Source organism: Pseudomonas sp. B21-041 (assembly GCF_024748675.1).
GTDB lineage: Bacteria > Pseudomonadota > Gammaproteobacteria > Pseudomonadales > Pseudomonadaceae > Aquipseudomonas > Aquipseudomonas neuropathica.
The window spans coordinates 4,973,176-4,995,825 of sequence record NZ_CP087175.1 but is presented as its reverse complement, the minus strand read 5'-3'; the positions used below and the strand labels follow the sequence as shown (position 1 = coordinate 4,995,825).

The 22,650-nt window shown below is 57.8% G+C and carries 11 protein-coding genes; 5 read left to right on the top strand and 6 right to left on the bottom strand.

Going from position 1 to position 22,650, the window contains the following annotated elements:
* The first annotated feature begins 116 nt into the window (after positions 1 to 116).
* From LOY43_RS22200 to LOY43_RS22180, 5 genes are all read left to right on the top strand, one after another.
* Positions 117 to 473: a PilZ domain-containing protein gene (locus tag LOY43_RS22200; protein WP_258708733.1), complete on the top strand. Its 357-nt coding sequence runs from the start codon at positions 117 to 119 to the stop codon at positions 471 to 473.
* Between the two features lie 393 nt (positions 474 to 866).
* Complete coding sequence (locus tag LOY43_RS22195; protein WP_258708732.1) at positions 867 to 3,890, top strand: hypothetical protein; 3,024 nt, start codon at positions 867 to 869, stop codon at positions 3,888 to 3,890.
* Positions 3,891 to 4,034: 144 nt separating this feature from the next.
* Positions 4,035 to 7,778 carry a Tc toxin subunit A gene (locus LOY43_RS22190; RefSeq protein WP_258708731.1) on the top strand — a complete coding sequence of 1,248 codons (3,744 nt, stop codon included), beginning with the start codon at positions 4,035 to 4,037 and terminating at the stop codon, positions 7,776 to 7,778.
* Complete coding sequence (locus LOY43_RS22185; RefSeq protein ID WP_258708730.1) at positions 7,775 to 11,893, top strand: neuraminidase-like domain-containing protein; 4,119 nt, start codon at positions 7,775 to 7,777, stop codon at positions 11,891 to 11,893. Before LOY43_RS22190 ends, LOY43_RS22185 begins: the two co-directional genes overlap by 4 nt.
* Positions 11,886 to 15,926 carry a hypothetical protein gene (locus LOY43_RS22180; RefSeq protein ID WP_258708729.1) on the top strand — a complete coding sequence of 1,347 codons (4,041 nt, stop codon included), beginning with the start codon at positions 11,886 to 11,888 and terminating at the stop codon, positions 15,924 to 15,926. The genes LOY43_RS22185 and LOY43_RS22180 overlap by 8 nt, the downstream gene beginning before the upstream one ends.
* Here LOY43_RS22180 and LOY43_RS22175 read toward each other — a convergent pair whose 3' ends face one another.
* Genes LOY43_RS22175 through LOY43_RS22150 form a run of 6 tightly spaced genes read right to left on the bottom strand, consistent with a single transcriptional unit; the run spans position 15,927 to position 22,646 of the window.
* Positions 15,927 to 17,258: a DUF58 domain-containing protein gene (locus LOY43_RS22175; protein WP_095048232.1), complete on the bottom strand. Its 1,332-nt coding sequence runs from the start codon at positions 17,256 to 17,258 to the stop codon at positions 15,927 to 15,929.
* On the bottom strand, positions 17,255 to 18,256 hold the full coding sequence (locus LOY43_RS22170) for a MoxR family ATPase (RefSeq protein WP_095048231.1): 1,002 nt from the start codon (positions 18,254 to 18,256) through the stop codon (positions 17,255 to 17,257). The genes LOY43_RS22175 and LOY43_RS22170 overlap by 4 nt, the downstream gene beginning before the upstream one ends.
* Entirely contained in the window at positions 18,253 to 19,416 is a 1,164-nt protein-coding gene (locus LOY43_RS22165) for a DUF4350 domain-containing protein (RefSeq protein WP_095048230.1), read from the bottom strand. Before LOY43_RS22165 ends, LOY43_RS22170 begins: the two co-directional genes overlap by 4 nt.
* Positions 19,413 to 20,960 carry a DUF4129 domain-containing protein gene (locus tag LOY43_RS22160; RefSeq protein WP_258708728.1) on the bottom strand — a complete coding sequence of 516 codons (1,548 nt, stop codon included), beginning with the start codon at positions 20,958 to 20,960 and terminating at the stop codon, positions 19,413 to 19,415. The genes LOY43_RS22165 and LOY43_RS22160 overlap by 4 nt, the downstream gene beginning before the upstream one ends.
* Positions 20,947 to 21,924: a stage II sporulation protein M gene (locus LOY43_RS22155; RefSeq protein WP_258708727.1), complete on the bottom strand. Its 978-nt coding sequence runs from the start codon at positions 21,922 to 21,924 to the stop codon at positions 20,947 to 20,949. The genes LOY43_RS22160 and LOY43_RS22155 overlap by 14 nt, the downstream gene beginning before the upstream one ends.
* Complete coding sequence (locus tag LOY43_RS22150) at positions 21,921 to 22,646, bottom strand: RDD family protein (RefSeq protein WP_095048228.1); 726 nt, start codon at positions 22,644 to 22,646, stop codon at positions 21,921 to 21,923. Before LOY43_RS22150 ends, LOY43_RS22155 begins: the two co-directional genes overlap by 4 nt.
* Positions 22,647 to 22,650 lie beyond the last annotated feature (4 nt).

Genomic DNA, 22,650 nt, shown 5'->3' with positions numbered 1-22,650 from the left:
AGGTGACGGCGACGTAGCGACCGTTACACCGGAAGCGGGGAGAGCGGCCGGCGAAACCGGCTCGTTCCGAAGCAAGGGTGCGGCTCTGTGATGGAGCCTTGCATGGCGAACTGCGCATGTTTACCGAACGGATCGAACGGCATCAGTTGCCGTATTTCCTCAGAGTGTTCAACAGCGTCACCGACAAGCCCATCGGTTTTCTCGGCAACCTCTCCGAAGACGGGCTAATGCTCATCAGCCAATTGCCCATGATGGTCGGCGTGGACTTTCAGTTACGCCTGAAAATCCCCGCCAGCGATGGCTGTCAGCAGGTAATCGACCTCACGGCGTGTTGCGTGTGGTGCCATGAGGACGCCACGCCGCTGCACTACGACGCCGGCTTCGTCCTGCAACGCGCACCGCCGGAATTTGGGCAACTGGTGAAGGCGTTGCAGCGTTATTTCAGTTTTCAGCCGTTGCCGGCTTCGGCCTGATTCAAACCCGCTAAAAGCTTCGCGAGCAGGTCGCGCCTACCTTCGATTTGTGGTGTGTAACAGATCTTGTGGGAGCGGGCTTGCCCGCGAAAGCGTCTCCACTGGAACACGAGTCGCTCGGTCAAGCTGGGTCATACACCTGTTCGTTATTCAGCCTTTTCGGCTAGCCACATTCCCACTCCACTCCCTGATCAAGCGCCATCTCCAGATGCTGCGTTTTGCTTTTTTTCGGCCATCTCGCGCCTCACAGCCATCACCGAACCCGGCGTATCGAAACGCCTTGTCGACAAGAGTACCGTTGGTCGGGACTGTCAGGTTTGACAGGTGACATGTATTTGCAGGAGCGCTGATTCTGGAATCGGTTTTTAATTCACGAATGCGGGAGAAAGAACAGTGACGGATGATTCAGAAATTCCCCTTGGCTGGGCAGCGCCTACTTTTTCTCCCAATGTTAGCGGAACTCTTCAACAGTTCCCCCTGACTATTCGGGTCAACACAATACCGAACAACCTGACAAAGCGTGAGGTCCACTTCAAGCTTAATGGCAACCATTGGTACGAAATGGATCCAGGCTCAAACTCGAACGAGCAATGGTACGACGTCATTATTCCTGAAATAAAACATAGTGACCGTCTGGAAATACATACGCGTTACGTGGGGGGAATGGTGGGATCGGACTGGGGCTTCTCAGGGCAGTTCCGCATCATCAAGCCTTTGGGAATTATCTGGCCGCCTCAAAATAGTTTTGTTTCTTCATCAATAATTATCTCTGGCACCGGAGCCTGGGATAATCCCGTAATTGAGGTGACGACAGGCGACAAGTCTTTCAAAGGCACGCCAAACCTTGACGGGACCTGGTCTGCCGCATTGGAAAAACTTCCCCTCGGCAGACACAGCGTGCATGCAACACAGACTTTCGGTGGTAAAACTTCCAAATCCACGGAATGGAATTTAACGGTAATCGAGGAGCCGCGAATAATATCTCCAGTAAGCGGTGCAGTGATCGGTGAGGCAAAACCGATTGTTTCCGGCACTGGTGAAGTCTATGCAAGTATCAACCTCCACCGGCGAGGAAACCCCCTGGATAGATATGGTTCAGGAATTGTAGAGTTTGACGGTCACTGGAAAATAGAGCTGACCAAAGCGCTCTCATGGGGAAGTTTCATACTGGTCGCAGAACAAACGTTCGAAAAATCGACATTGCTTTCTAACCCTGTCGATCTCACGGTTAACCTTTCGCCCGTTATTTTAGATCCGGCGGCGGGTACGCTACAGTCTCAATCGTTTGACCTTTCAGGTGATTTGGCCATCCAGGGTGCCATCCTGGCTGTTTACATGGATTTGGGATCAGAGCACGTGGGGGAGGCCGCGGTTTCGGCTGGGACCTGGAGAGTGCCGGTAAATGTCCAGCCTGGACCCGCTTCACTCGTAGCGATACAAACTCTGGACAATGTCCCTTCACCTCGCAGCGCGCCTCGAGATTTCCGGATCCGGCCTCCCAAACTGGCAGAGCCTGATGTCACCTTTCTTCCTGATACAAGCTTGAAATTCTCCGGTACCGGTCATTACGACAAGAACCTGCGGACCGAAATCCAGTTCTCTGCCAGCGACAGCTCGCTGCCTTTGCCTCCCAACGTCCGCGTCGATGCCCAAGGCGAGTGGGAAACTGCCCCCGTTGTCTGGCCTCTGGGCAGCTACGATGTGACGGTGATTCAAAAGATCGCCGACAACGCCAATGGCTGGATCGAATCGCTGCCGCTTGAATTCGAAGTCCACAACAACATGCCGGATATCACCGAGGCGAGCTACACCGAGGAGTATCTACCCGTCTTCAGCGGCGAAGGTTACACAGGCGCCACCGTCTCGCTCAGGTTTCCCGATTCAACCGAGGCTGCACGAAGTGTAGTGGTCGAGAACGGCAAATGGTCCACCCCGGCATTGGTGAAGTGGGGGCCAACCAACAAGCGGGAAGTCCGCATTACACAGCATCTGGGAGACCATTCCTCGCAACGTCCTTTCAGCTTGCACGTCACGATTCCACCGCTGGCGCCAGGCCTGGATGATCCTTCCGAGGAGGGGCTGGAGCCGATATTCAGCGGCACTTGTTGGTCTGAAGCGCTGGTGAAGCTCCGGTTCAGCGACGACGGCTTGGAGTACGAAGCGGATGTGGAGGGTGAGCGCTGGGCATTTCAGCGAACCAAAGCATTTGAACCCGGAGTCCTCCACCGCGTCACCGTTACCCAGATCGTTTTCGATCTCCCTTCAGTGCCGGCATCGAAAACCTTCACTGTCCACAGAGTCATGTTGCAACCGCTCATCGTCGCGCCGGTATCCGGCTCAGAAGTGGGATACGACGTCACCATTGAAGGTGATAACGGCATGCAGGGCGCGATGATGCAATTGCATGACAGCCAGATGGGAAGAACGCTGGGTGCTCCGCTCGAATTGCTTGAGGAGGGCAAATGGTCGATCGAACTACGCGATCTGGAGCTGAGGCCTTACTTCCTCCACGCGCAACAGATACTTAACGGGCAAGAGTCGCCCAACAGCGCTGTGCACGAACTCAAGGTGGTGGTGCCGCCGCCTCGATTCAGGACGCCGATCCCTGGCGGGAAAGCGCCGCGCACCTCGAAGATTGTTGGCACTGGCCGACCTGGCGCGCGGGTGGAGGTCTGGCTGGAAGGCGCTACTGAGCCATTGCTGACGGATATTGAGGTGAACGCGAAAGGCTGCTGGGAAGCCGAAGTGAGTTTGCCGGTGGGCAACACAACCATCTGGGCCTTTCAAACCTTCGTCCACAATGGCATTCCGCAGCGCTCTCAACCCAATGAGCGTTTGCGTTACAAGGTCGTGCCGGCGGCGCCGTTTATCGAGACCCCGTCTGCCGATGACCATGTTGGCCGCCGGGTCGTGGTGTCGGGTTTCGCGACGCCCGGCGACACCGTGACTGTGACGCTGGGTGGCGACCAGGCCAGCGCCAAGGTGCGGGAAAACCGGACGTGGTCGGTAATGCTGAAGCCTGGGCAAAACGAAGGCAATCATGAACTGGAAGTTGTGGCGGCTTACGAAGGGTTTGAATCCGATAGCGCGAAACGCACGGTTCAGCTGGCAACTTATCTGCCCACCATTGAGATACCCGCGCCGGGACGCTGGGTCAGCAACCCGGTGCTGTTTGCCGGCACGGGCCGTCAAGGTGTCGGTGTTCTGGTCGACCCGTTCAACCCGGACAAGACATGGGCAGCGTCGATTCAGGTCGACCCTGACTGGCAAGGCCTGTCTGACCAAGCGCTACCGTTGGGTGGCAACTGGTGCCGTTTCAAGCTGCAACCAAGCGATAGCGATCCGCTGGGTTCCGACTGGGTCGCCAGTGAGCGGTTTGAAATCGAATCAGCACCGACGGATAAATCACGCTTGTAAATTTCCGATGAACGGGCATTAAACCTGTCATTTCTGACAGTTGGCGGCTGCTGCGTTCAAGCGCTAAATCCTTATGGAACGCTAGGTCCGCCTGACACGACAGTCAGGCGGACCGGGCCCGTTATCGACTCAAGGAATGTGACCATGGCTGATTCACTCCGTCCCGCTGCGCAGTTGTTCATTCAGCTGTTTGGTGAGCAAACGTCCACTGCGCCAAACCGGCTTTCGAAGCTCTGGAGCTACGTTGAGCAGGGGGAATCATTTTTCCCTCTGGTCGAAAAGGGGCTTCCGGTGCTGGTCGGCGAGTACGGACTTGAGCAAGAAGAGGCCCGGCGCTTTTTGCGCCGGGCCAACAGCCTGGCGACCTATGTGCGGCGTCGATTTATTGAACATCACGAGCAGGCGGACAAAGTCGGGCCGACAGGACCGTCCAGTGGTTTGATGTCGCTCGTTAAGGGGCCGCAACTGGAGCGAATATTCGATCTGCAATTGGGAGCCAAGTGCCCCTCGGATTCTCTGGAGTCCATGTTCGGGCCTTCGGCGTATCTGGTCTTCTTGTATCGATTGATTCGAGACTTGATCGAATCCGTTGGTGACGACACCAAGCTGCCGTTGCATGAGCGTCGCACGGATTTGATGAAGTTGACGGTCGACAGTAAAGCGGTGAACGCGCCGGAGTCATCAGTCGACGTGATCGTACGCGTGCTACAGGCGTTCATCGCTGCGAACACGGAGGTTCCACTTGAACAGGCATTGATCAAGGCACGCTATCCCAACGGTCTGCCGTATTACCAGCATTGGATCACGGTTGATGGGGTTGCGGGTTTCAACGGACGATCAGTGGGGGATTTTGCCAACATCATTGACGAGAAATTTCCCAACTTCTTGCACTCCGGCTCCCTGACCAGGCTTGCCGCTGCGGCCCTGGCCCATGCCTCTCGGCTTGGCCCTTACCAGCAGCAGCTGCTTACTGAACCTTACAAAACCGTCGACAATTACGTTGCCTTCTATCTGGACAATTTTGACGTCGGAGCTCACATAGCTATACAGGGTCTCGCCTACATTTTTAGTTTGACTGAACATGCAAATCTAGTGGCAGAGGAAGTTATCAGTCTTTTATCGGTTGGGGATCACACACCGTGGCGTTCTGCCAACGTGAACTATCCCGATCAGACTCTTCTCCCGGAAAGTGGACGATCCGGCTCGGTTTACATCAATAACAACGCTCATCCGGCTATTGGTATCACCGCTCAGTCGGGATCCAGCTTCAATAAAATCATGATCGAACCCACAACCAGCGAGGGTCTGAATTTCTTTGATCGACTCAACCGCAAGTTACGCCTGGACAAATGGCTGAGTCTGCCCCCTGAGCAGACTGACGCCTTGTTGGTGGCGGCGATCAGGGCCCAGGCACGCGGCGCTGAAAAGCCTGAAGTATGGGCGATTTCGGTCAACGTGATACATGCATTGGGTCTGTTTCAGCGACTGCGTGAACGCTACAACTGCACGGCAGCGGATTTCGCCGTGTTTCTCGATGAACTGTCACTGTACGGTCGCGGTGATGCACTGTCGCAGTTCGATCAGGTCTTCAACAATCAAGACAATTATCGCAAGCCGCTGAGACTCGACGGCACACCGTTTGCGCTGATACCGACATCGGATCAAGACAATCTGACGGTCAGCCAGCTATGCAGTGGTTTGGGCATTGATCTTCAGACTTACCACTACCTGGCATTGGCGATAGCCCAGGCTCATGACCTTACCGATAATCTGGTGCGCAGTCCGGCGGTCATTTCCAGTTTTTACCGTTTGGTAAAACTGCCCCGGCTGTTGAATATCACGCCGGTCGAAGGCGTGTTGATGCTCAGTGTGCTGGGGGGAGAAACCTGGCTCAAAGGGCTGGCGGGCAAGCCGCGTATTGTTGATGTGGCGGACGATGACAGCCGCACTGACGCCACGGCTGGCGGTCCGGGCGTGCTGAGCCTGATCGAAGCCATGCAGGCCTGTGTGCAATGGTGTGAGCAAAGCAACATATCGGTGTTGTGGATGTTGCAGCACGTGAGTGCACCACTGCGTCTGAGCGACTTCTCCCAGCAGGATCAGCAGTTCTTCGACAAGATCGGCACCCTCCTGCCCAGCGCGCGTTTATCCAACAATTCATTTCTCGTGGCCGGTATCCCGCCGGCCGGAGGAAGCGACTGGCTGGATTTATTGTCGATTGACAGTGAGGGGCTGGCGCCGGTTGTCGATGCCAATGGCCTGATACTGGCCACTGCCATGACGCCGGAAGATTATTCGGCCTTTGCCCGCGAGAAGCTCGAATGGGCCGTCAGGAACGGCCTGGACATTGAGGAAGCCCAGGTCAGCGTCTTGGCCGAGATCATGCTCACCGTTCTTCTGCAGGCCAGAGACGCTCAGGTTTCGCTGGTCAGGGAGTCGCTGGCAGTCTACGCCGGCATCGAGGGCGAATTGGCCATTCTGGTGCTGAACTGGGTCGATGCTTCGGTGTACCAACTGTTGCGCCAGGTGTATGACCGCACTGACCTCGAACCGCCAGCGACGCAGCGCAGGCGCGACGAACCTTCAGATCCGTTACTCGAATTGCTGGCTGTTGTGCGCCAGCGCGCCGAAGTCGTTTCAATGCTGGGTTTGAGTGCGGCCCTGGTCCGGGATTATCTGGATTATGGATATGAGGCGTGGGTCGACCAAAGCATCATCATCGATCCCTCTCAAAAATATGTGTTCTCGGTGCGCATACTTTACGCGATGACCACGCTGACCCGCGCGTTCAGCATGAGTGAACAGCCGGAGCAGAAATTGCTCGACTATCTGCGTCAGGTCCATTCGCTTCCTGCCCGACCCAGCGAGGATGCATTGCGGGTGGTGCAGCAGGCAGCAGCCATCAAACTGGCTGAATTCTTTGCCTGGAGCGCGCAGGAAGTCAGCGAATGTGTTCGCCATATCGATCCTGAAACCCAAGTGTTGAAAACCCTGGAACAACTGGATCTGCTGATGCGCGTTTACCAGTTGTCGATGCAGACCGGTATGGATGCCCGGACCATTTTGCGGATTGGAACCTTGCCGGAGACAACCGATGCCAGCGAGGCCTATGCCCAGGCAGCTGAACTGGCTTTGCTCAGTCAGACCCAGACGCGTGTGCCTGTCGTGCAAGCACCGGGCGAACTGAAGCAGTTGGTCAGGATGACTTGCGCAGTAGAACCGACGGAAGTCTTCGCTAGTAAAAAAGATGAAAAAGCGATCATTACGATGACGCTCACCGACGCCCGAGGCGCAGCGTTGAAAGGCATCGCTGTTGATTGGCACTCCGAGCTAGGGACCATCAGATCGGGCATCACCGATCCCGAAGGAGTCCTCACGGCTGAGTATTTTCCGGGCACAGTCTTGGGCACGGACAGACTTTATTTTTCCCTGAGCCTGCTCGAGCCTGAGTGGGCAGTGAGCATCGACGTCATCGCCCACGCCGAGAGCATGAATTTCCCGACCGGGCTGATGTCTCCGGTGCCAACGGAGGTCGTGCCGCTTGGTCAGGAAATCACACTCTACGCCACGATGGTGGACCAGTACGGAAACCTTGGGGCCAACATGCTGGTGGGCTGGGCCTGGGAGGTAGAAACAGATCCCGAAGAAAGGCCAACGATCCGTCCGAAACAGGGTTTCACCAATCAGCAAGGTCAAACCACGGTTTATATCACCAGCGATTTCAGCGGTGAATTCGAAGTCGGTATACGCAGCCTGGCAAGCGGGAAGGGGACTGTCTTCGAACCCATCCGATTTGGGGGGACACAAGGCCGCACCCACTCACCTGAACAAGCGGCACCGCCTTCCGCCAGTGACGCGGGAACCTCTTCCACGGAGCAAGGATCATGACATCGAACAACATTGGCCTGTTGCAGGAAAAACGTCGTACCGCGTTGCTTGAGTATTGCATCGGGCAAGTAAAGGCGGAGCGTTACCCGCCTTTGCTGACCCCAGAGGACGTGTTCGAATTGCTGCGCATCGACCCGTTGGACAGTGCTCGTGTGCAGACGTCGGGGGTGGCCGAAGCGATCAGTTGTGCGCAGCAATATATCAGTGCGGTGTACAACAAAATGGAGCCCGGTTTCGAAAACCACGAGTTTCCCCCCGAGCAGCTGGAAAACTGGGCGCTGTACAACAACTACTCGGACTGGGCTGCAGTGCAGATGATCGCGCTCTACCCGGAAAACTACATCAATCCGTTCGTCCGTCAGCGTAAGACGGATCTGTTCAAGGCCCTTGAAAACAACCTCAACCAGGCCCGTTTGAGCAGCGATTCGGTTCAAGCCGCGCTACAGGATTACTTGCAAGCCTTCGAACAGATCTGCGATCTGGATGTTGTCAGTGGCTACATGGACGGCACGACCCCGGAGCGCGCCGATTATTACTTTGTCGGGCGTCAGCGGGTGCCGCCGTTCCAGTACTTCTGGCGCAAGGCGCAAATCGAGATCACGCCCACGTGTGTGGCCGTCAACCCGGCGGCGTGGAGTGAATGGAAAGCGGTGGATATTCAACCTGCCGGGCGGGTGCTGGACATGCGTCCGGTGGTCTGGAATGGCCGACTGTGTCTGGTCTGGGCGGAGTGGCGGGACAAGGTCGGCGAGATCATCAAAGCCGATCCTCCGGATCCCGATAAGGACGACAGATCCCGATTTGTGCCCCATCAACTGGATATCAATGTGGCCTTCATGAGGCAGAACGGCCAGTGGTCGGCGCCTTTGAATTTACTCCATGGCGAGTTTGATGACGATCTCTCTGCAGGTGCCCGGCTGATTGCAACTGTGTGGGTCGACCCTCAGAATCCCAAAGGCAAGCTCGGGGTATTGCTGGACAATGATAAAACCGACACAGCTGCCTTGAACGAGACCGCGATCATCGATGTGTTGATGCGCCCTGATGTTGAAGACGGTGGTACCTGGCTGGAGCTGGCCAAGAATGAGCGATTTGTTTCTGCCTTGACAGTTCAGCACCCCTTGGGTCTTGAGGTTACTGTGGTCCCAAGTGAGTCACCGTCAGGCTCCATGGCAGCTTTTCTGGGGCTGAACGTCTTCGCCATGCGATCGGGTAATGATGATGTGCTGACGGTTGAGGGCTTTTGCAGGTCAACAGGGTTACCAGGCATCGAGAAGACTGCGTTTACCTTGCAGTTGGAACTTGCAAATATTGACGACCCTAAACCTGTGAAAAGTGATGTTGCAATCGCCGGCGATTGGACAATGCAGTTCTTGGATACCTTCAGTCGACCAAAGGGAACGTGGGACAACGTCAGGTTCACTCTAAAGAATGATATTGAAGGCTTTGGCGGTAAACAGTTTGACTTGACGATTGTCGATCTCTCGGATTTTCTCGCGCCAACGCTGCTGAAAAACACCTCGGATGCCGCTCAATTCCTCGACTTTCAACTTGGCGATGACTGGGCACTGCGCTACGTTCGGCTCAATTCGCTGTTCGGCCCCGAGTTGGTCACACGCTCCACTGTCTCTCCAGCGACTCTGATTAATTGGGACTCCCAGCATCTGTCCGAGCCACCGCCTACCAGTGTTGATTTCGAGGAACGCAATGGCGCTTTCGACGGTGCCAACGGGTTGTTTTTCTGGGAGCTGTTTTTCCATTTGCCGCATTTGATCGCGACACGCTTGCGTGATGAAGAGCGGTTTGCCGAAGCACAGACGTGGTTGCATTTCGTCTTCGATCCCCGGGCTACTGCCGACAGCAGCTCGGTACCCGAGAAACCGAGCTACTGGCGCTGTCGACCGTTGATCAACGATTTGGGCAATGCCGGCTGTGAATCCTTGGCGCCCGCCGACCCGGATGCGATTGGATATTCAGCGCCTGTGCATTTGAGGCTGCTGATGTTCATCGAATATGTGAAGAACCTCATGGCCTGGGGGGACTGGCATTACCGCCAACTGACCCGCGAAAGCCTGGTGGCGGCAAAGCTGTGCTATGTACAAGCGGGATCATTGATGGGCAAACCGCCTCTGACTCAAACGGTGAACTTGTGGCAGACCGCGACGCTGGAGAACCTTCTGGCCCAAAGTTGCACGCGTACGGCACTGGAAGATTTCGAGCAGACATTGAATTACAGCCTGGCAGATGTTCCGGGCGGCTCCGATACGGCTCCCATGCTGGGCATGTTGGGGTGTCCGCCGTTCAGGGCACCCATCAATGATGAGTTATTCAGTTGGTTCAACCAGCCGCAGTACCGCATGAACAACTTGCGCAACAACTTGACCATTGATGGCAAGCCCATGCTCCTGCCGTTGTTCAACCCACCGACTGACCCGAATCAATTGCTGCGCGATCTGGCCGCAGGTGGTGTCGGTGGCGCCAGACCGATGGGCGGACGGCTGGTGGTGATTGCGTTTCGCTGGCGCACGATCTTCGAGGTTGCCTTGCGTGCGGTGCAGGCCTTGCAGGATTACGGCAGCCAGGTACTCAATCTGCTTGAGCGGCGTGATCGTGCCGAGCAGGAAGAGCTGCAGCAAAACCATCTGGTGGAGTTGGGCAACTACGCCAGAACCGTGCAGGAGCAATCCATCGCTCAGTTGGAAGCGAGCATGACGGCGCTTGAGCAGAGCCGGACAGTGGCTCGGGAACGGGCTGCTGCTTACGCAGCCCGCTATGACGAAAACGTGTCGGCTGTCGAATATCAGGTCATGGCAAACCTGGACCAGTCCAAAGAGCTGGCGCTGACTGCCAAAATCCTCAAACCGGTAGGCGCGGCCTTGGCGGCCGCGCCCAATATCTTCGGTATGGCGATGGGCGGGTTTCGTATCGACAAAGTTACGGATGCCATCTGCTTTGGCCTGGAGATAGCTTCGTCGATGCTGCAAATCGATGCCGACAAGCAAGCTACCACCGAAGGCTATCGCCGTCGCCGCAATGAATGGGGGTTGCAACGCGATCAGGCGCTGGCAGAAATCGCGGCCATCGATGCGCAAATCGTCGCGCAGAACCATGCGATTGATGCGGCCAGAACCAACCTCGCGCAAACGCTACGAGCTAACGCTCAGGCGTTGACGATGTACAACTATCTGAAGAAGCGCGCGACCAATGCCGAATTGTTCGGCTGGATGCTGGGCCAGCTCAAGGCCTTGCACTATCAGGCTTACGACGCAGTAGTCAGTCTGTGCCTCAGCGCGCAAGCGGCGATGAATGCCGAAACCGGCGATTACGATTCCAATATTCCCTTGCCGCAGGTCTGGCAGGATCAACGCCACGGTTTGACCGCTGGCGAGCATCTGCGCGCGTTTCTGCTGCGCATGGAATATGAGTACCTGCAGCGCACCGAGCGACGGCTTGAACTGGTAAAAACCATCTCCTTGCGTCGCCTGTTCAACGATGCAATAGACCCTCAGCTCGGTATCGGTAGCTGGGAGGCTGCATTGGCGCAATTGCAGACGACCGGCTCGCTGGAATTCAAACTCACCCAACTGCTGTTCGATCGGGATTATCCGGGACATTACTGCCGGCAGATCAGTTCGGTGGAAATCGACTTGCCAGTGCTGGCGGGACCTTTCGAGGACGTGCGCGCGACCTTGCTGCAGGTCGGCAGTATGACTGCCAGCCGGGCTTCGGTGCAGTCAGTGCAGTACTTGCACAATCCGGATCCTGAGGAATTGGCCCCTTCCGATATGCTTTTCAACTTGCGTCCGGGCCAGCAGATTGCCTTGTCGGTGGGTATTGCCGACAACGGCATGGCGGCGGCGAAGCCAGATGAAGGTTTGCTCTATCCATTTGAAAATACCGGTGTGGTGTCCGCCTGGGAGCTGAAATGGCCATGGCATAAAGAACCGCCGCAGGAGGCCATGCTGGGCTCGATGAACGATGTCATTTTGCGCATTCGATATACGTGCAAGAGCGGAGATCAGTCGTTTACCGATTCGGTGAAGGAGTTGGTCAATGCAGCACAAGAGGGCCCGGCCGGCAAGGGCAAGGGCAAGGGAGTGCGCAGTCATGAATAATCCTATCGTTCAGGTGAATGAAAACCTGGTGTGCAACGGTGATTTCGAAGAAAGGTTCGATTGTTGGGCAAGGACGGGGGCGGTTGCCATAGGCCTGGCGTATTACGACAACACGCCTGTCAAACACATCAAAGCGCCGAAGGGCACGGGTGTCACGCAGGACGTCAGACTTCCCAGAGATCCTGATGGCAATGGTGCTTATTGGCTGAGTTTTCTGTGGGAAAGCAGTTTCAGCCAATCAGGCTGGGTGAGGATTTCTCAGGGAGAAATCGAGCATTACCGCATCGAACTCAAACCCGTTGGTAAACCTGATCAGGCACAACAGCGCGAGGGTTTCGGATCAGGGCCAGAGAGGCGATTCAGTCCGACCCTGCATGAAGTGGAACTGACATCGGACATCTCAAGCTCAAAGCCGCTGCGCATCGAAATATACAGCTCGACAGAGTCTTCAAGTCCATTTGGCGAACTCTGGGTTACACGCGTCAAAGTCGAGTTGAAACTCGCGCCACTTGAGTTGCAGGAAGTTGAGCTGGACGGCATGTCGTTCCCGCCCTTGCGCAAAATGTACCTGTGTCAGGGCGCCAGCAGGGGCGGAGCTTTTGGCAGCGACGCATTGATCACACCCCACGTACTCGGTTTTGTACCTGTGCCGGATAACCCTTGGGACGGCACCCCGGTTGCATTGAGCATCGACAATAACCCGCAGGGCGCGATTGTCGCGACGCCTGCTTGGGACACCCAGCAATCGCTGGACGTGCCATGGACGCTCGATTGCCCGTTAATCGATGATCAGGACTACGAATTCACCCTGAGCTTGCGCAACCGTTACACCGCGCAGGCCTACGAGATCCCCGTATCGCTGGGGCATCATCGACTGATTTTTCGTGAGGTGGTCGAGGCCGCTTACTACCCGTTGATTGAGCAAAGTGTCCGTTTGGGTGTGCAAGTAGCGTCGTATTACACCGGCCAGCCATTTGCCGGGCTTACGGTGAACTGGGCGACCGCCGAACACGGGGTGTTGGCGGCTACCGTTACTGATGAACAAGGTTGGGCTTACTTCGATTATGAGGCGAAGGCAGCAGGGGACTTCGTTATTGAAGCCTCTGTGGTTAGCCTTTATTACGAGCAGGGTGTGTGGACTCAGACGTTTGACGTACTGGTACTGGGCGAGGATCCGTGGGCACGGTTGACTGTCCGTGAAAACAACGAAATCAGGGACTGGATTGATAACAGTTATCCGAACCGGGGTTCTACCCATTCCATTGATGTAATGCTGGCGGCCAACAGTCGTCTGCGAGGCAGCGACTTCTATCTGCATTGGCACGGTGACAAGCCTGGGCAACTGGGTGTCGTGGTCAGTCCGCCACTGGAAACATCGGTGCCCATGCCGATCGATGGAGGGGGCACTGCATCCTGGACGCTGAACTGCGAAGACCGGCGCGACGGGATATTCGAGTTGTCACTGGTCTGCTCGAAGCTGTTGTTGCCGTCGCCCAGAAAACGTATGTCGCTGGCGCGCAACAGGATCAGGATCAAAGAGGTACGTCAGGCCGAGAATAGTCCGGTGGTGGAGGAACACGAATATGCGTACCTGCGCTTGCAAGTGGTGCATGTTACTGATCAGGGCGACGGCGAACCGGTGATCGGTGCGCTGGTCGAGTGGCAAACCGCCTACAGCGTCGTGCAAAGCCAAACGGGAAGCGGTGGTTGGGGGAGCCTGAAGTTTTACACCAGAGAACACGGGATTCATGCGATCACCGCGGCGGTCCGAGCGCATGAATCGGCCGAGTCGCATGAGTGCGAATTTAGCGTGACCGCGATTGCCAGGAGTTCATGGAAAGACAAAGTCAACATCACGTTTGATCGCGGCTACATCGACAATGTTTGGGGGCTTTTCTGCCGACGAGGCCAATCCCATTCCCTGCAGGTCACGGCGCTTGCCGACAGTCCTCTTATCGGCCAGGAAATCACGTTGGCATGGGGCATTGACGACCCAGGCATCGGGTTGGTGGTGAGTGAACTTGGCGAGCCCAAGGTATTGCTCGCGGATGAACCGCTGATCTGGACCCTGAGCTCTGAGTTCATAACGAGCCGCAGCAGTATGTTCGGACTTCGGTTGTTGACCGATTCACTTGAGGATCGGGAGTTGCTCGGTCGCTTGATATCACCGGATATTTACGATGAGTTCACGCTCGTTCTGGATCAAATGCGCACCGACAAAGGTCAGTCGCTGTATCCCTGCATTGGCGCTGTGCACCGATATATTTTCAGAACGAATGCGTTGAGCCCATTGGTGGGTATTAACATGGAACTGAACTGGTACGGCAGCACGGCGGAAGAGCTGGGAATCGTGCGTAATCCTCCACAGGGAAGCATCAATTATATTGATGAAAGTGGCATGACCTGGACACTGGATTGTTCCGCTAGCCGTGGGGCCGGGGAGTTCGGTCTACAATTCTTGACTGGGGCTGGCACGATTGATGTCACCAGAATGCACTTGGGCCACAACAAACTCAGCATTGAAACCGTACGTGAGTCTGCCGTTTTCCCGATCGTGGGTCAGGACCCAGCATGGATGTGGGCGAAAGTACGTTCGGATTTCTCGGAAGCTGCCATGGTTCAAGTGCCAACGCAGTGGAAGGTGGATGGTCATTCTGAAGAACATGTGACTGCTGACGATGGCTGGGCAGGCTTTGCGTATGGGGCAACCACAGGCGGATCGGCAACGGTTGAGGTGTCTGTCAGCAGTCCGTATGACAATGCTACTGATACACGTTCGATGGAGGTCTGTTCGCTGGCCGACGATCCGTGGGCTCGATTGCAGTTCAGTATGGACAACGGGCCTGCACAGCCTTTCGGCCAGGACACCGGTTTTGCGCGTCGCAAACTGACCCATAGAATCGATGTAACTGCCCCGCAAGACACCTTCTTGTCCGGTCGAAATTTGACGCTGGGCATGGTCGGCACCGGACCTGAGGCACTCGGCATTCGTTTTACTCAGCCAGTACTCGGTTTGCCAAGGGTCTTTAGCCGCGAGGCGGGATTCACCGATTCCTTCATGGTCGATGACAAGCGTAACGGCAGTTTTGGCTTGTTTCTGGCCTGCGAAAGCCTGGCTCGATGGTCACCAGTCAATGCAATGTCGGTGGGCGAAGGCGCCCAAGTGGTGAAAATCGCCGAGCGTTCGCGGGTTAGCCAGACGCTGTACTGGGGCGAGGCTGTGTCCGAGCAGATCACCGTTGTTTCGGCCATCAGTGGCAGGCCGATGGCGGGGATGAACGTTGTCTGGCGCAGTGCGGATCTTGGCGAGGTGACGACGACCACCAACTTCTATGGCGAGGCGCGGATCCGCTTTGTGCCCAAGACGCCCGGAGCGGCGCAACTGACCGCGACGGTGGGGGATGCGCAGTATTCGGAATCGATTTCGTTGCCGTATTTCCTGCATGAACCTCGACAGATCAAGGAACTGTTCAGCGATGATTTGACCGGTTATCCAGGGCAAGAAATTTCAGCTCAGGCTTTGGTGGTCTCAGCCAATACCGGCGAGCCTTTGGCTAATGTCGAAGTGATGTGGGAATACAACAACACATCTTTACCGGCAACACTGACGGGTACCAATGGGATGGCAACGGTGCATTTTGTCTTGGGCACTGCAAGTGAGGCAGCGTTGTGGGCGTCGGTAAAGGGCGGCTTGGCTGGCTGGGATGTGGAAACGCTGCGGTTGACTGTCACTGAACGTCCTGCGGTTGTGAAGTCCGTCGTCGCTGCACCGAATCCGGCTTTCGTGAACGACTGGGTAACCATGACTGCGTTGATCGTAGACAAGGCTTCTGGAGAACCGATGCCGAAAAGGAAAATTCTTGTCTCCATTAACGGCAGGCCATTCATTGATTCCAGTACAAATGGCAACGGTAAATACGAAACCGCTTGGAGGGTGGTGGAACAGTCGGAAACCGTTTCCCTTGACGTCAAAGTCGAGAATCCTGACGGTACCTCGAGCAGCGGATCTGTGCTCGTGCGGATCGAGAGATGATCAAAACGCCGCACTTCTCTTCCAACTGAGATACTGCGTCACCAGTTCGGCCCCCAACTCGGCGGGCCGGACATCCACCACCGGAACGCCATGAGCACTCAACCGCTCATGGAGTTCTGCCCGCTCATTCAGGTAACTCACCGTGCCGCAGTAAGCCAGCGCTTCGGGCAGCGTTTGCACCGTGGTCTGGCGTAACGTATCCAGCGTCTCTTCGCGCAGGCTGGCGACCAGTACCCGATGTTGTGCGCTCAGGCGTTTGACCGCGCTCAGCAGTTCCTCATCGTCCTCATCGCGCAGGTTGGTTACCAGCACCACCAAGGCCCGGCGCTTCTGTCGCGTCAGCAGTTGATTGGCGGCGGCCTGATAGTCGGCAGGGCGCTGCGTGCTGTCGAGGTCATAAACCGTGTTCAGCAGTACATTCAGTTGTGCGCTGCCTTTGACCGGCGCGAGATGGCGTGGGTGTTCGCTAGCGAAGGTACTCAAACCCACCGCATCGCCCTGACGCAAGGCTACATAACTGAGCAACAGGCAGGCATTGAGCGCGTGGTCGAAGTGCGACAGTTCATCGTCCTGGCTGCGCATGCGTCGGCCACAGTCGAGCATGAGGATAATCTGCTGATCGCGCTCGTCCTGATATTCACGGGCAATCGGTGAGCGTTGGCGTGCGGTGGCTTTCCAGTCGATCTGGCGCAGGCTGTCGCCTTCACGGAATTCGCGCAGTTGATGGAATTCCAGGCCCTGACCGCGCCGTTGCCGTTGGCGCACGCCGAGCTGGCTGAGCCAATTGTCCACCGCCAGCAACTCACCGCCGTAGAGCCGGGCGAAGTCGGGGTAGACGCGGGTCTGGTCGCTGACCCTGAGCAAGCGTTTGCCTGACCATAATCCCAAGGGGCTGGGCAGGTTGATTTCGCACTGGGTGAAGTTGAAATGACCGCGTTTGAGCGGGCGCAGACGGTAGCCGAGCAGGCTGCGCTGGCCGGGTTGCAATTCAATCGACAACGGCAGGTTTTCGAAGCTCAGGCCTTCTGGCGGATGGTCGAAGAGTTGAATGTGCATCGGCTCGCTGAAGTCGTGTTCGATTTCCAGGCGCACCTCACTCCAACGGCCGAGTGCCAGGCTGCCGGGCATCTGCCGAGTGATGCGCGGTGTTGGCAAACGGTGCAGACGCAACGCATCCAGCGCCGCCAGAGCCAGCAGCGCGAGCAGCAATCCCCAGTTGATCGATATCAGGCTCGCCGGGATATCGATCTCCAGTGCGCGCAACGTGCCCAGCACAATGCCGATGAGCAGCAGGAAGGCCAGCCAGATCAACAGCAGGCGCGAGGGTTTCACAGGCGCGGCGCCGGAACTTGGTCGAGTAATTGTGCGAGCACCTGATCGACCTGCAGGCCTTCGATGTCCAGCTCCGGCGCGATGCGTACGCGATGGCGCAGCACGGCCAGCGCGCAGCCCTTGATGTCGTCGGGAATCACGAACTCGCCGCCACGCAACAAGGCGCGGGCACGGGCGCAACGCACCAGGGCAATCGAGGCGCGCGGCCCGGCGCCCAGGGTCAGCCCCGGCCAGGTGCGCGTGGCGCGCGCCAGGCGCACGGCGTAATCGAGAACCTGATCGTCCAGTGGCAAATCACTGGCAATCCGTTGCAGGGCTTGCACATCCTTGGCTTGCAACACGGTGCGCAGCGGTTGCACATCGAGCATGTCGGCGCGGGTCGAGCGGCAGACCTGGCGCACCATGTTCAGCTCCTGATCGGCGTCGGGGTAGTCCATGCGCACCTTGAGCATGAACCGGTCGAGTTCGGCTTCCGGCAGGGGATAAGTGCCTTCCTGTTCGATCGGGTTTTGCGTTGCGAGAACCATGAACGGTTGCGCGATGGGCAGGGCACGACCTTCGAGTGTGACCTGACGCTCTTGCATCGCCTCGAGCAAGGCAGCCTGGGTTTTTGCCGGGGCGCGGTTGATCTCGTCGGCCAGCAGCAGATTGGTGAACAACGGGCCTTTGCGCAGCTTGAACTGCTCGGTTTGCAGGTCGTACACGGCATGGCCGGTGACGTCGCTGGGCATCAGATCCGGGGTGAATTGAATCCGCGCAAACTCGCCGCCGAAACAACGGGCCAACGCCCGCACCAGCAGGGTTTTGCCCAATCCCGGCACACCTTCGAGCAGCACATGACCGCCGGCGATAAGCGCCGTCAGCACGTCATCGATCACCTGGTTCTGGCCGATCAACGCTTTTTGCAATTCGCCACGTACTGCTTGCGCCAACTGGCTGGCACGCTGGCGTTGCTGGGCGGCGTGGCTGGCGCTGCCGGGCTCGATCTGTTCAGTCATAGCGTGTTCCTCAAAGTTTGCAGGTGGGCGACCTGGCGGCAGAAATCGGCGCTGGACATGCGCCGATCCGGCACCGGGCTCAGGGCCTGGCTGATGGCGCGGGTGGGTTGTCGGGTCAGACGCGACAAAGCCAGCCATTGTTCGGCAACGTTTAATTGGTCAAAGCCGGGGTGACGGCGACGGGCACGGCGCAGAACGTCCTGTTGCAGTGCTTGCAGCAACGCCTGCTGGCCGTTGTGGCGCAACAGGAAATCGGCGCTGGCGCGCAGGTGTTCCTGCAATTGTCGGCGTCCACTCGGGGCGGGTAGTTGCAGTGGGCCGTGACGCACGCCGACGTGCCAGAGCCAAAGCCCGATCAACGCGAGCAAAGCGACAATGGCTTGCGGGAAGTAGCGCCAGAGCAAGGTCAGCAGGCCATCGTGCTCGGTGTTGTAGATCAACGTGACGTCGGTGTCGGCGCTCAAATACCAGAGCAGCCAGGCGTTGTCGTATTGGCTGATGGTCTTGTTCTTCCACAACTCGGCGTCGGTGACCACGGTGATCGTGCCCAGGCTGTAGGGCAGCTGCATCATGTGCGTGGCCTTGGCGCTGTTGGCCCACGCTTGCGCCAGATTCTTCGGGTCGTCGAGGTGGAAGTCGGTGTCGAAGCCAGCGTAGGCCGGTGCGTCTTCGTCTTCCAGATAGAGTCTGGTCAGTTGCGGGAAGCGCTCTGGTTCAGCGTCTGCGGGTAAGTCTTTCAGATCCTTGCTCAGGGATTGATGCAGTTGCACGCGATCGAGCAACAGATCGTTGCTTTGTTTGCTCTGCTCATCCCACAGCGACTCGGCGACGAACACCAGTCGCCCACCGGCCCGGGTCCAGTTCAACACTTGGTCAACCTGACGCGGGGTCATGTGTGAGCGGTCGTTGAACAACAGCAACGTGTGGCGGCGCGGGTCGATATCGGGGAGTGCCGCGAGGCTTTCGGCATGGCTGACGTTGAGCCCGCGTTCACGTAAAAACAGCTCGGCGGCCAGGTATGGATTGGCTTGCGCGGCGGGCGAGGGGCCGTGATCGACTTCTTCCTGATAAGGCGTGGCGTTGAGGTAGAGGAACACGCTCAGCGTGCCGATTAACAGGGCTATCAACGCAGCCACCCACCACAGTGTCCGGCGATTCAACGGGCGGCTCCGGGACCAAACAAGGCGCGCCAGCCATCGCACAGCTCCTGCTTCAGGGAGGCTGCCGGGACGCGATGCCCATAGGCCATGTTCTGCCAATGGGTGGTTAGGCTGCGGCTGAAGGCGAGCAGTTCCGGGCGTTGCAATTGTTCAACGTGCGCGAGCACCTGAAGTTCGGTGTCAGCGGGTTTCAGGGTCATATCGAAGTCGTGGAGCAGATGGCTGAGCAGCCCTCGATACAGCAGGCCCAGCGCTGCACGGGGTTGGCTTTGCCAGAGGTGTTCGGCGCTGCCTGCAATGTCGCCAGGCAAGGTGTCGCGGTTCAAGTCCAGACCGAAGGCTTGTTGCGGCACCGCGCGTTTCGGTTTGGCAGGCAGTCTCGGGCGGCGGCTGACGAACGCTTGGAGATAGTCGCGATAACGCCAGATCAGCCAGCCGAACGCAGCAATCACCGTGCCCCAAAGCAACACTTCAATGATCTTCGCCAGCACATTGAAGTGTTGCCCGTCGAGCCAATCCAGCAGGGTTTTCAGCCACTGCGGTGCTTCACCGGGTTTTTGCGCTGTGGCAGGTTTCGCCGGATCGTCGCTAAAGCGATAGCGGGTGACGGATTCCTTGTTCTTGAACGGCGGTTGCTCAAGCAGTGCCTTGATGCTGTCCCGTGAGGCCTGACTGGTCAGAGGCTGATTCAACAGTCGCGGTGCCTGTGGACTGTCATCCGGCTCTGCCGCCCACGCCGAAGGCACATTCGGCAGCACCAGAAAGACCGCCAGCAGCACTCCCAATACACCGTTGTTCAGGCGCTGTCGCAAGCGGCGAAACACCAGTTCGATATCCCAGGCTTCCAGTTGTGTGCGCCGGTTCAGATAAAGACTGAAGCCGCAGGCGACATAGATCGGCTCCCACACCACCAGCACCAGTGCGTAGAAGGCATTGGTCAGGTGTTCGAGCCAGCGCCAGTCTTGATCCGCCGCGAGTATCAGCGACTGCCAGCTCCAGTCCGTTTCGATTTGCTGCGGCAGCAGCATGTAGAACAGCACCATCAGGCCGATCCACAACGCGGTTTCCAGGTGCACGCCGATGATGGTCAACCACTGCGCGGCACCGGCGTTGCGTTGCAGGAGCACGTGCAGGCGTTGTTGTCTGGCGCTGCCATCGAGGCCTTCGAGTTGCACCACCGGCAGCAGAAAGCTGCGGCTGAAACTCAGACGGCGCCAGGTCAGGCTGGCCAGCAATTGCGGTTTGAGCAGGCGCGGCCATTCGCGCAGGGCTTGCTTGAGTGTCGGCGTTTCGCCAAACAGCGCTTTCGACAGGATGTACAGCGGCAGGCGTTCATAAGCCGGTTTCAGCCACCAGAAGATAAACACCGCCAGTGACGGCGAATCCCACAGCAACAGACTGAGCAACGCGAATAGCGGCAGGGTGACAATCGCCCAACTGGTCATCAGCAGACGCCGATGTTGCTGGCTCATCAGCACGCCCAGGTCCATGGCTTCCCAGGTCGTGCGCGGGCGGATCACCACGGTGGCGTCACTCAGGCGCATGGCGGGTCCTTCCGGCGAACAACAGATAGACCGCGACCAGAGCCCAAAGCGCGGCGCCGACCAGATACTTGGTCAGTGGTGTGACGCTGGTTTTCGACGACCAATAAGCTTCGATAAACGCGGCAATCAACAGGAACAACATCACGCCGCAGACCAGCAACACGCTTTTGCGTGCGGCGCGTTTCAGCGCTTCGCTGCGGGTCAGCCGCCCGGGCGCGATCAACGCCCAGCCGAGTTCCAGGCCGGCGGCCCCGGCGAGGGCGATGGCACTGAGTTCGAAGGCGCCATGGGCGATGACGAATGACCAGAAGGTCTGGCCGAAACCGATCTCGCTGAGGTGCCCGGCCACCGCACCGATGACCATGCCGTTGTAAAAGAGAAAGAACGCACTGCCGACGCCTAGCAACAAGCCACTGGCGAAAGTCTGAAAGGCAATGCCGATGTTGTGCATCACGTAGTAACCGAACATCACCCAGTCCTCGCTGGCCGCACGTTCGGCGGGGCGCCCGAGGTGTCCGGCGACCGGGTCGTACATGCCTTGCATCTCGCGCACCTGATCGGCGGGGAGCAGGTTGTAGACCAGTTCGGGAAAGAAATACACCAACACGCCGACGCCGATCAGACTGCCGAAGAACTGCAGGCTGGCGACCAGCACAAAGGGCCATTCGGCACGAACCAGGCGGGGGAAGTCGGCGAGGATGAAACTCAGCAGATTGGCGCCGAGTCGACTGCGGTGACGGTACAGCTGTTGATGGCCGCGTAGTACTTGTTGTTGCAGCGAATCAATGAGGAAACTGCTGTAGCCGCGTTCCTGCGCCAACGCCAGATGCTGGCAAAGCCGGCGGTAGGCTTTGGGGAAACCGGCGACTTGCGAGGTCTCCTTGCCGCGCTCAAGGCGTTCAAGGGCTAGCGCAAAACGCTCCCATTCGGCCTTGTGCCGCGTTTCGAAAAGACTTTGCTTCATGTCGGGCCCAACAAACCGCGAGCGATGCCATTGAGTTCAGCCACAGCCTTGGGCGCAGAAATGTGCAATGGCTGGGCGAGCAGGGCCGCCAGTTCATTGACCCGTGCTGGCGACAGTTCTTCTTGGCGTTCGGCAAAGCCCAGCACGGCGCGTTGTTCGGCGAGTGTCAGGGGCACTGGTGAGCGTCGAGGTTCGGCATCAGGCAGTTGCGGACGACTGAGCGGGCGTTCGCTGTAGACCACCAATGTGCCGGCGGCGATGTCGCCAAGGCGTTTGAAGGTCGGGTGTTGCAGGCAACTGAGGGTGCCGAGGAAGTAGCCGAAGGGCAGCAGATCGACAAAACGCAGCAGGTTGCGCAGCAGTGAGGCCGACCAGCCAACCGGGGTGCCGTCATCGTGCACCACGCGCAGGCCCATCCATTGTTTACCCGGCGAGCGGCCCTGACGCAGCACTTCGAACAGCACCATGTACCACCAGCTGATCGCAAACAGCAGTAGCGAGCCGAGGCCCATGCCGAGCTTGCCGAGAAACGCCAGGGCGATGAACAGCACCCCCATGATCACGCCGCGCAGGGCCAGATCGATCGCAAAGGCTACGGCACGCACCATTAACCCAGCGGGTCGCAACGGCAGGTCGATGCCTTCCGGCGTTTCGACCTGATGCCGCGTATCCAGCGGCGGGGCCAGCGGTGCTTTCCTTGGCGGTGCTGTGGTCTCGAGCATGGGC

Coding starts and splice junctions, on each gene's coding strand:
- LOY43_RS22200 (WP_258708733.1), top strand. CDS start 117: ATGTTTACCGAACGGATCGAACGGCATCAGTTGCCGTATTTCCTCAGA.
- LOY43_RS22190 (WP_258708731.1), top strand. CDS start 4,035: ATGGCTGATTCACTCCGTCCCGCTGCGCAGTTGTTCATTCAGCTGTTT.
- LOY43_RS22185 (WP_258708730.1), top strand. CDS start 7,775: ATGACATCGAACAACATTGGCCTGTTGCAGGAAAAACGTCGTACCGCG.
- LOY43_RS22180 (WP_258708729.1), top strand. CDS start 11,886: ATGAATAATCCTATCGTTCAGGTGAATGAAAACCTGGTGTGCAACGGT.
- LOY43_RS22170 (WP_095048231.1), bottom strand. CDS start 18,256: ATGACTGAACAGATCGAGCCCGGCAGCGCCAGCCACGCCGCCCAGCAA.
- LOY43_RS22160 (WP_258708728.1), bottom strand. CDS start 20,960: ATGCGCCTGAGTGACGCCACCGTGGTGATCCGCCCGCGCACGACCTGG.
- LOY43_RS22155 (WP_258708727.1), bottom strand. CDS start 21,924: ATGAAGCAAAGTCTTTTCGAAACGCGGCACAAGGCCGAATGGGAGCGT.
- LOY43_RS22150 (WP_095048228.1), bottom strand. CDS start 22,646: ATGCTCGAGACCACAGCACCGCCAAGGAAAGCACCGCTGGCCCCGCCG.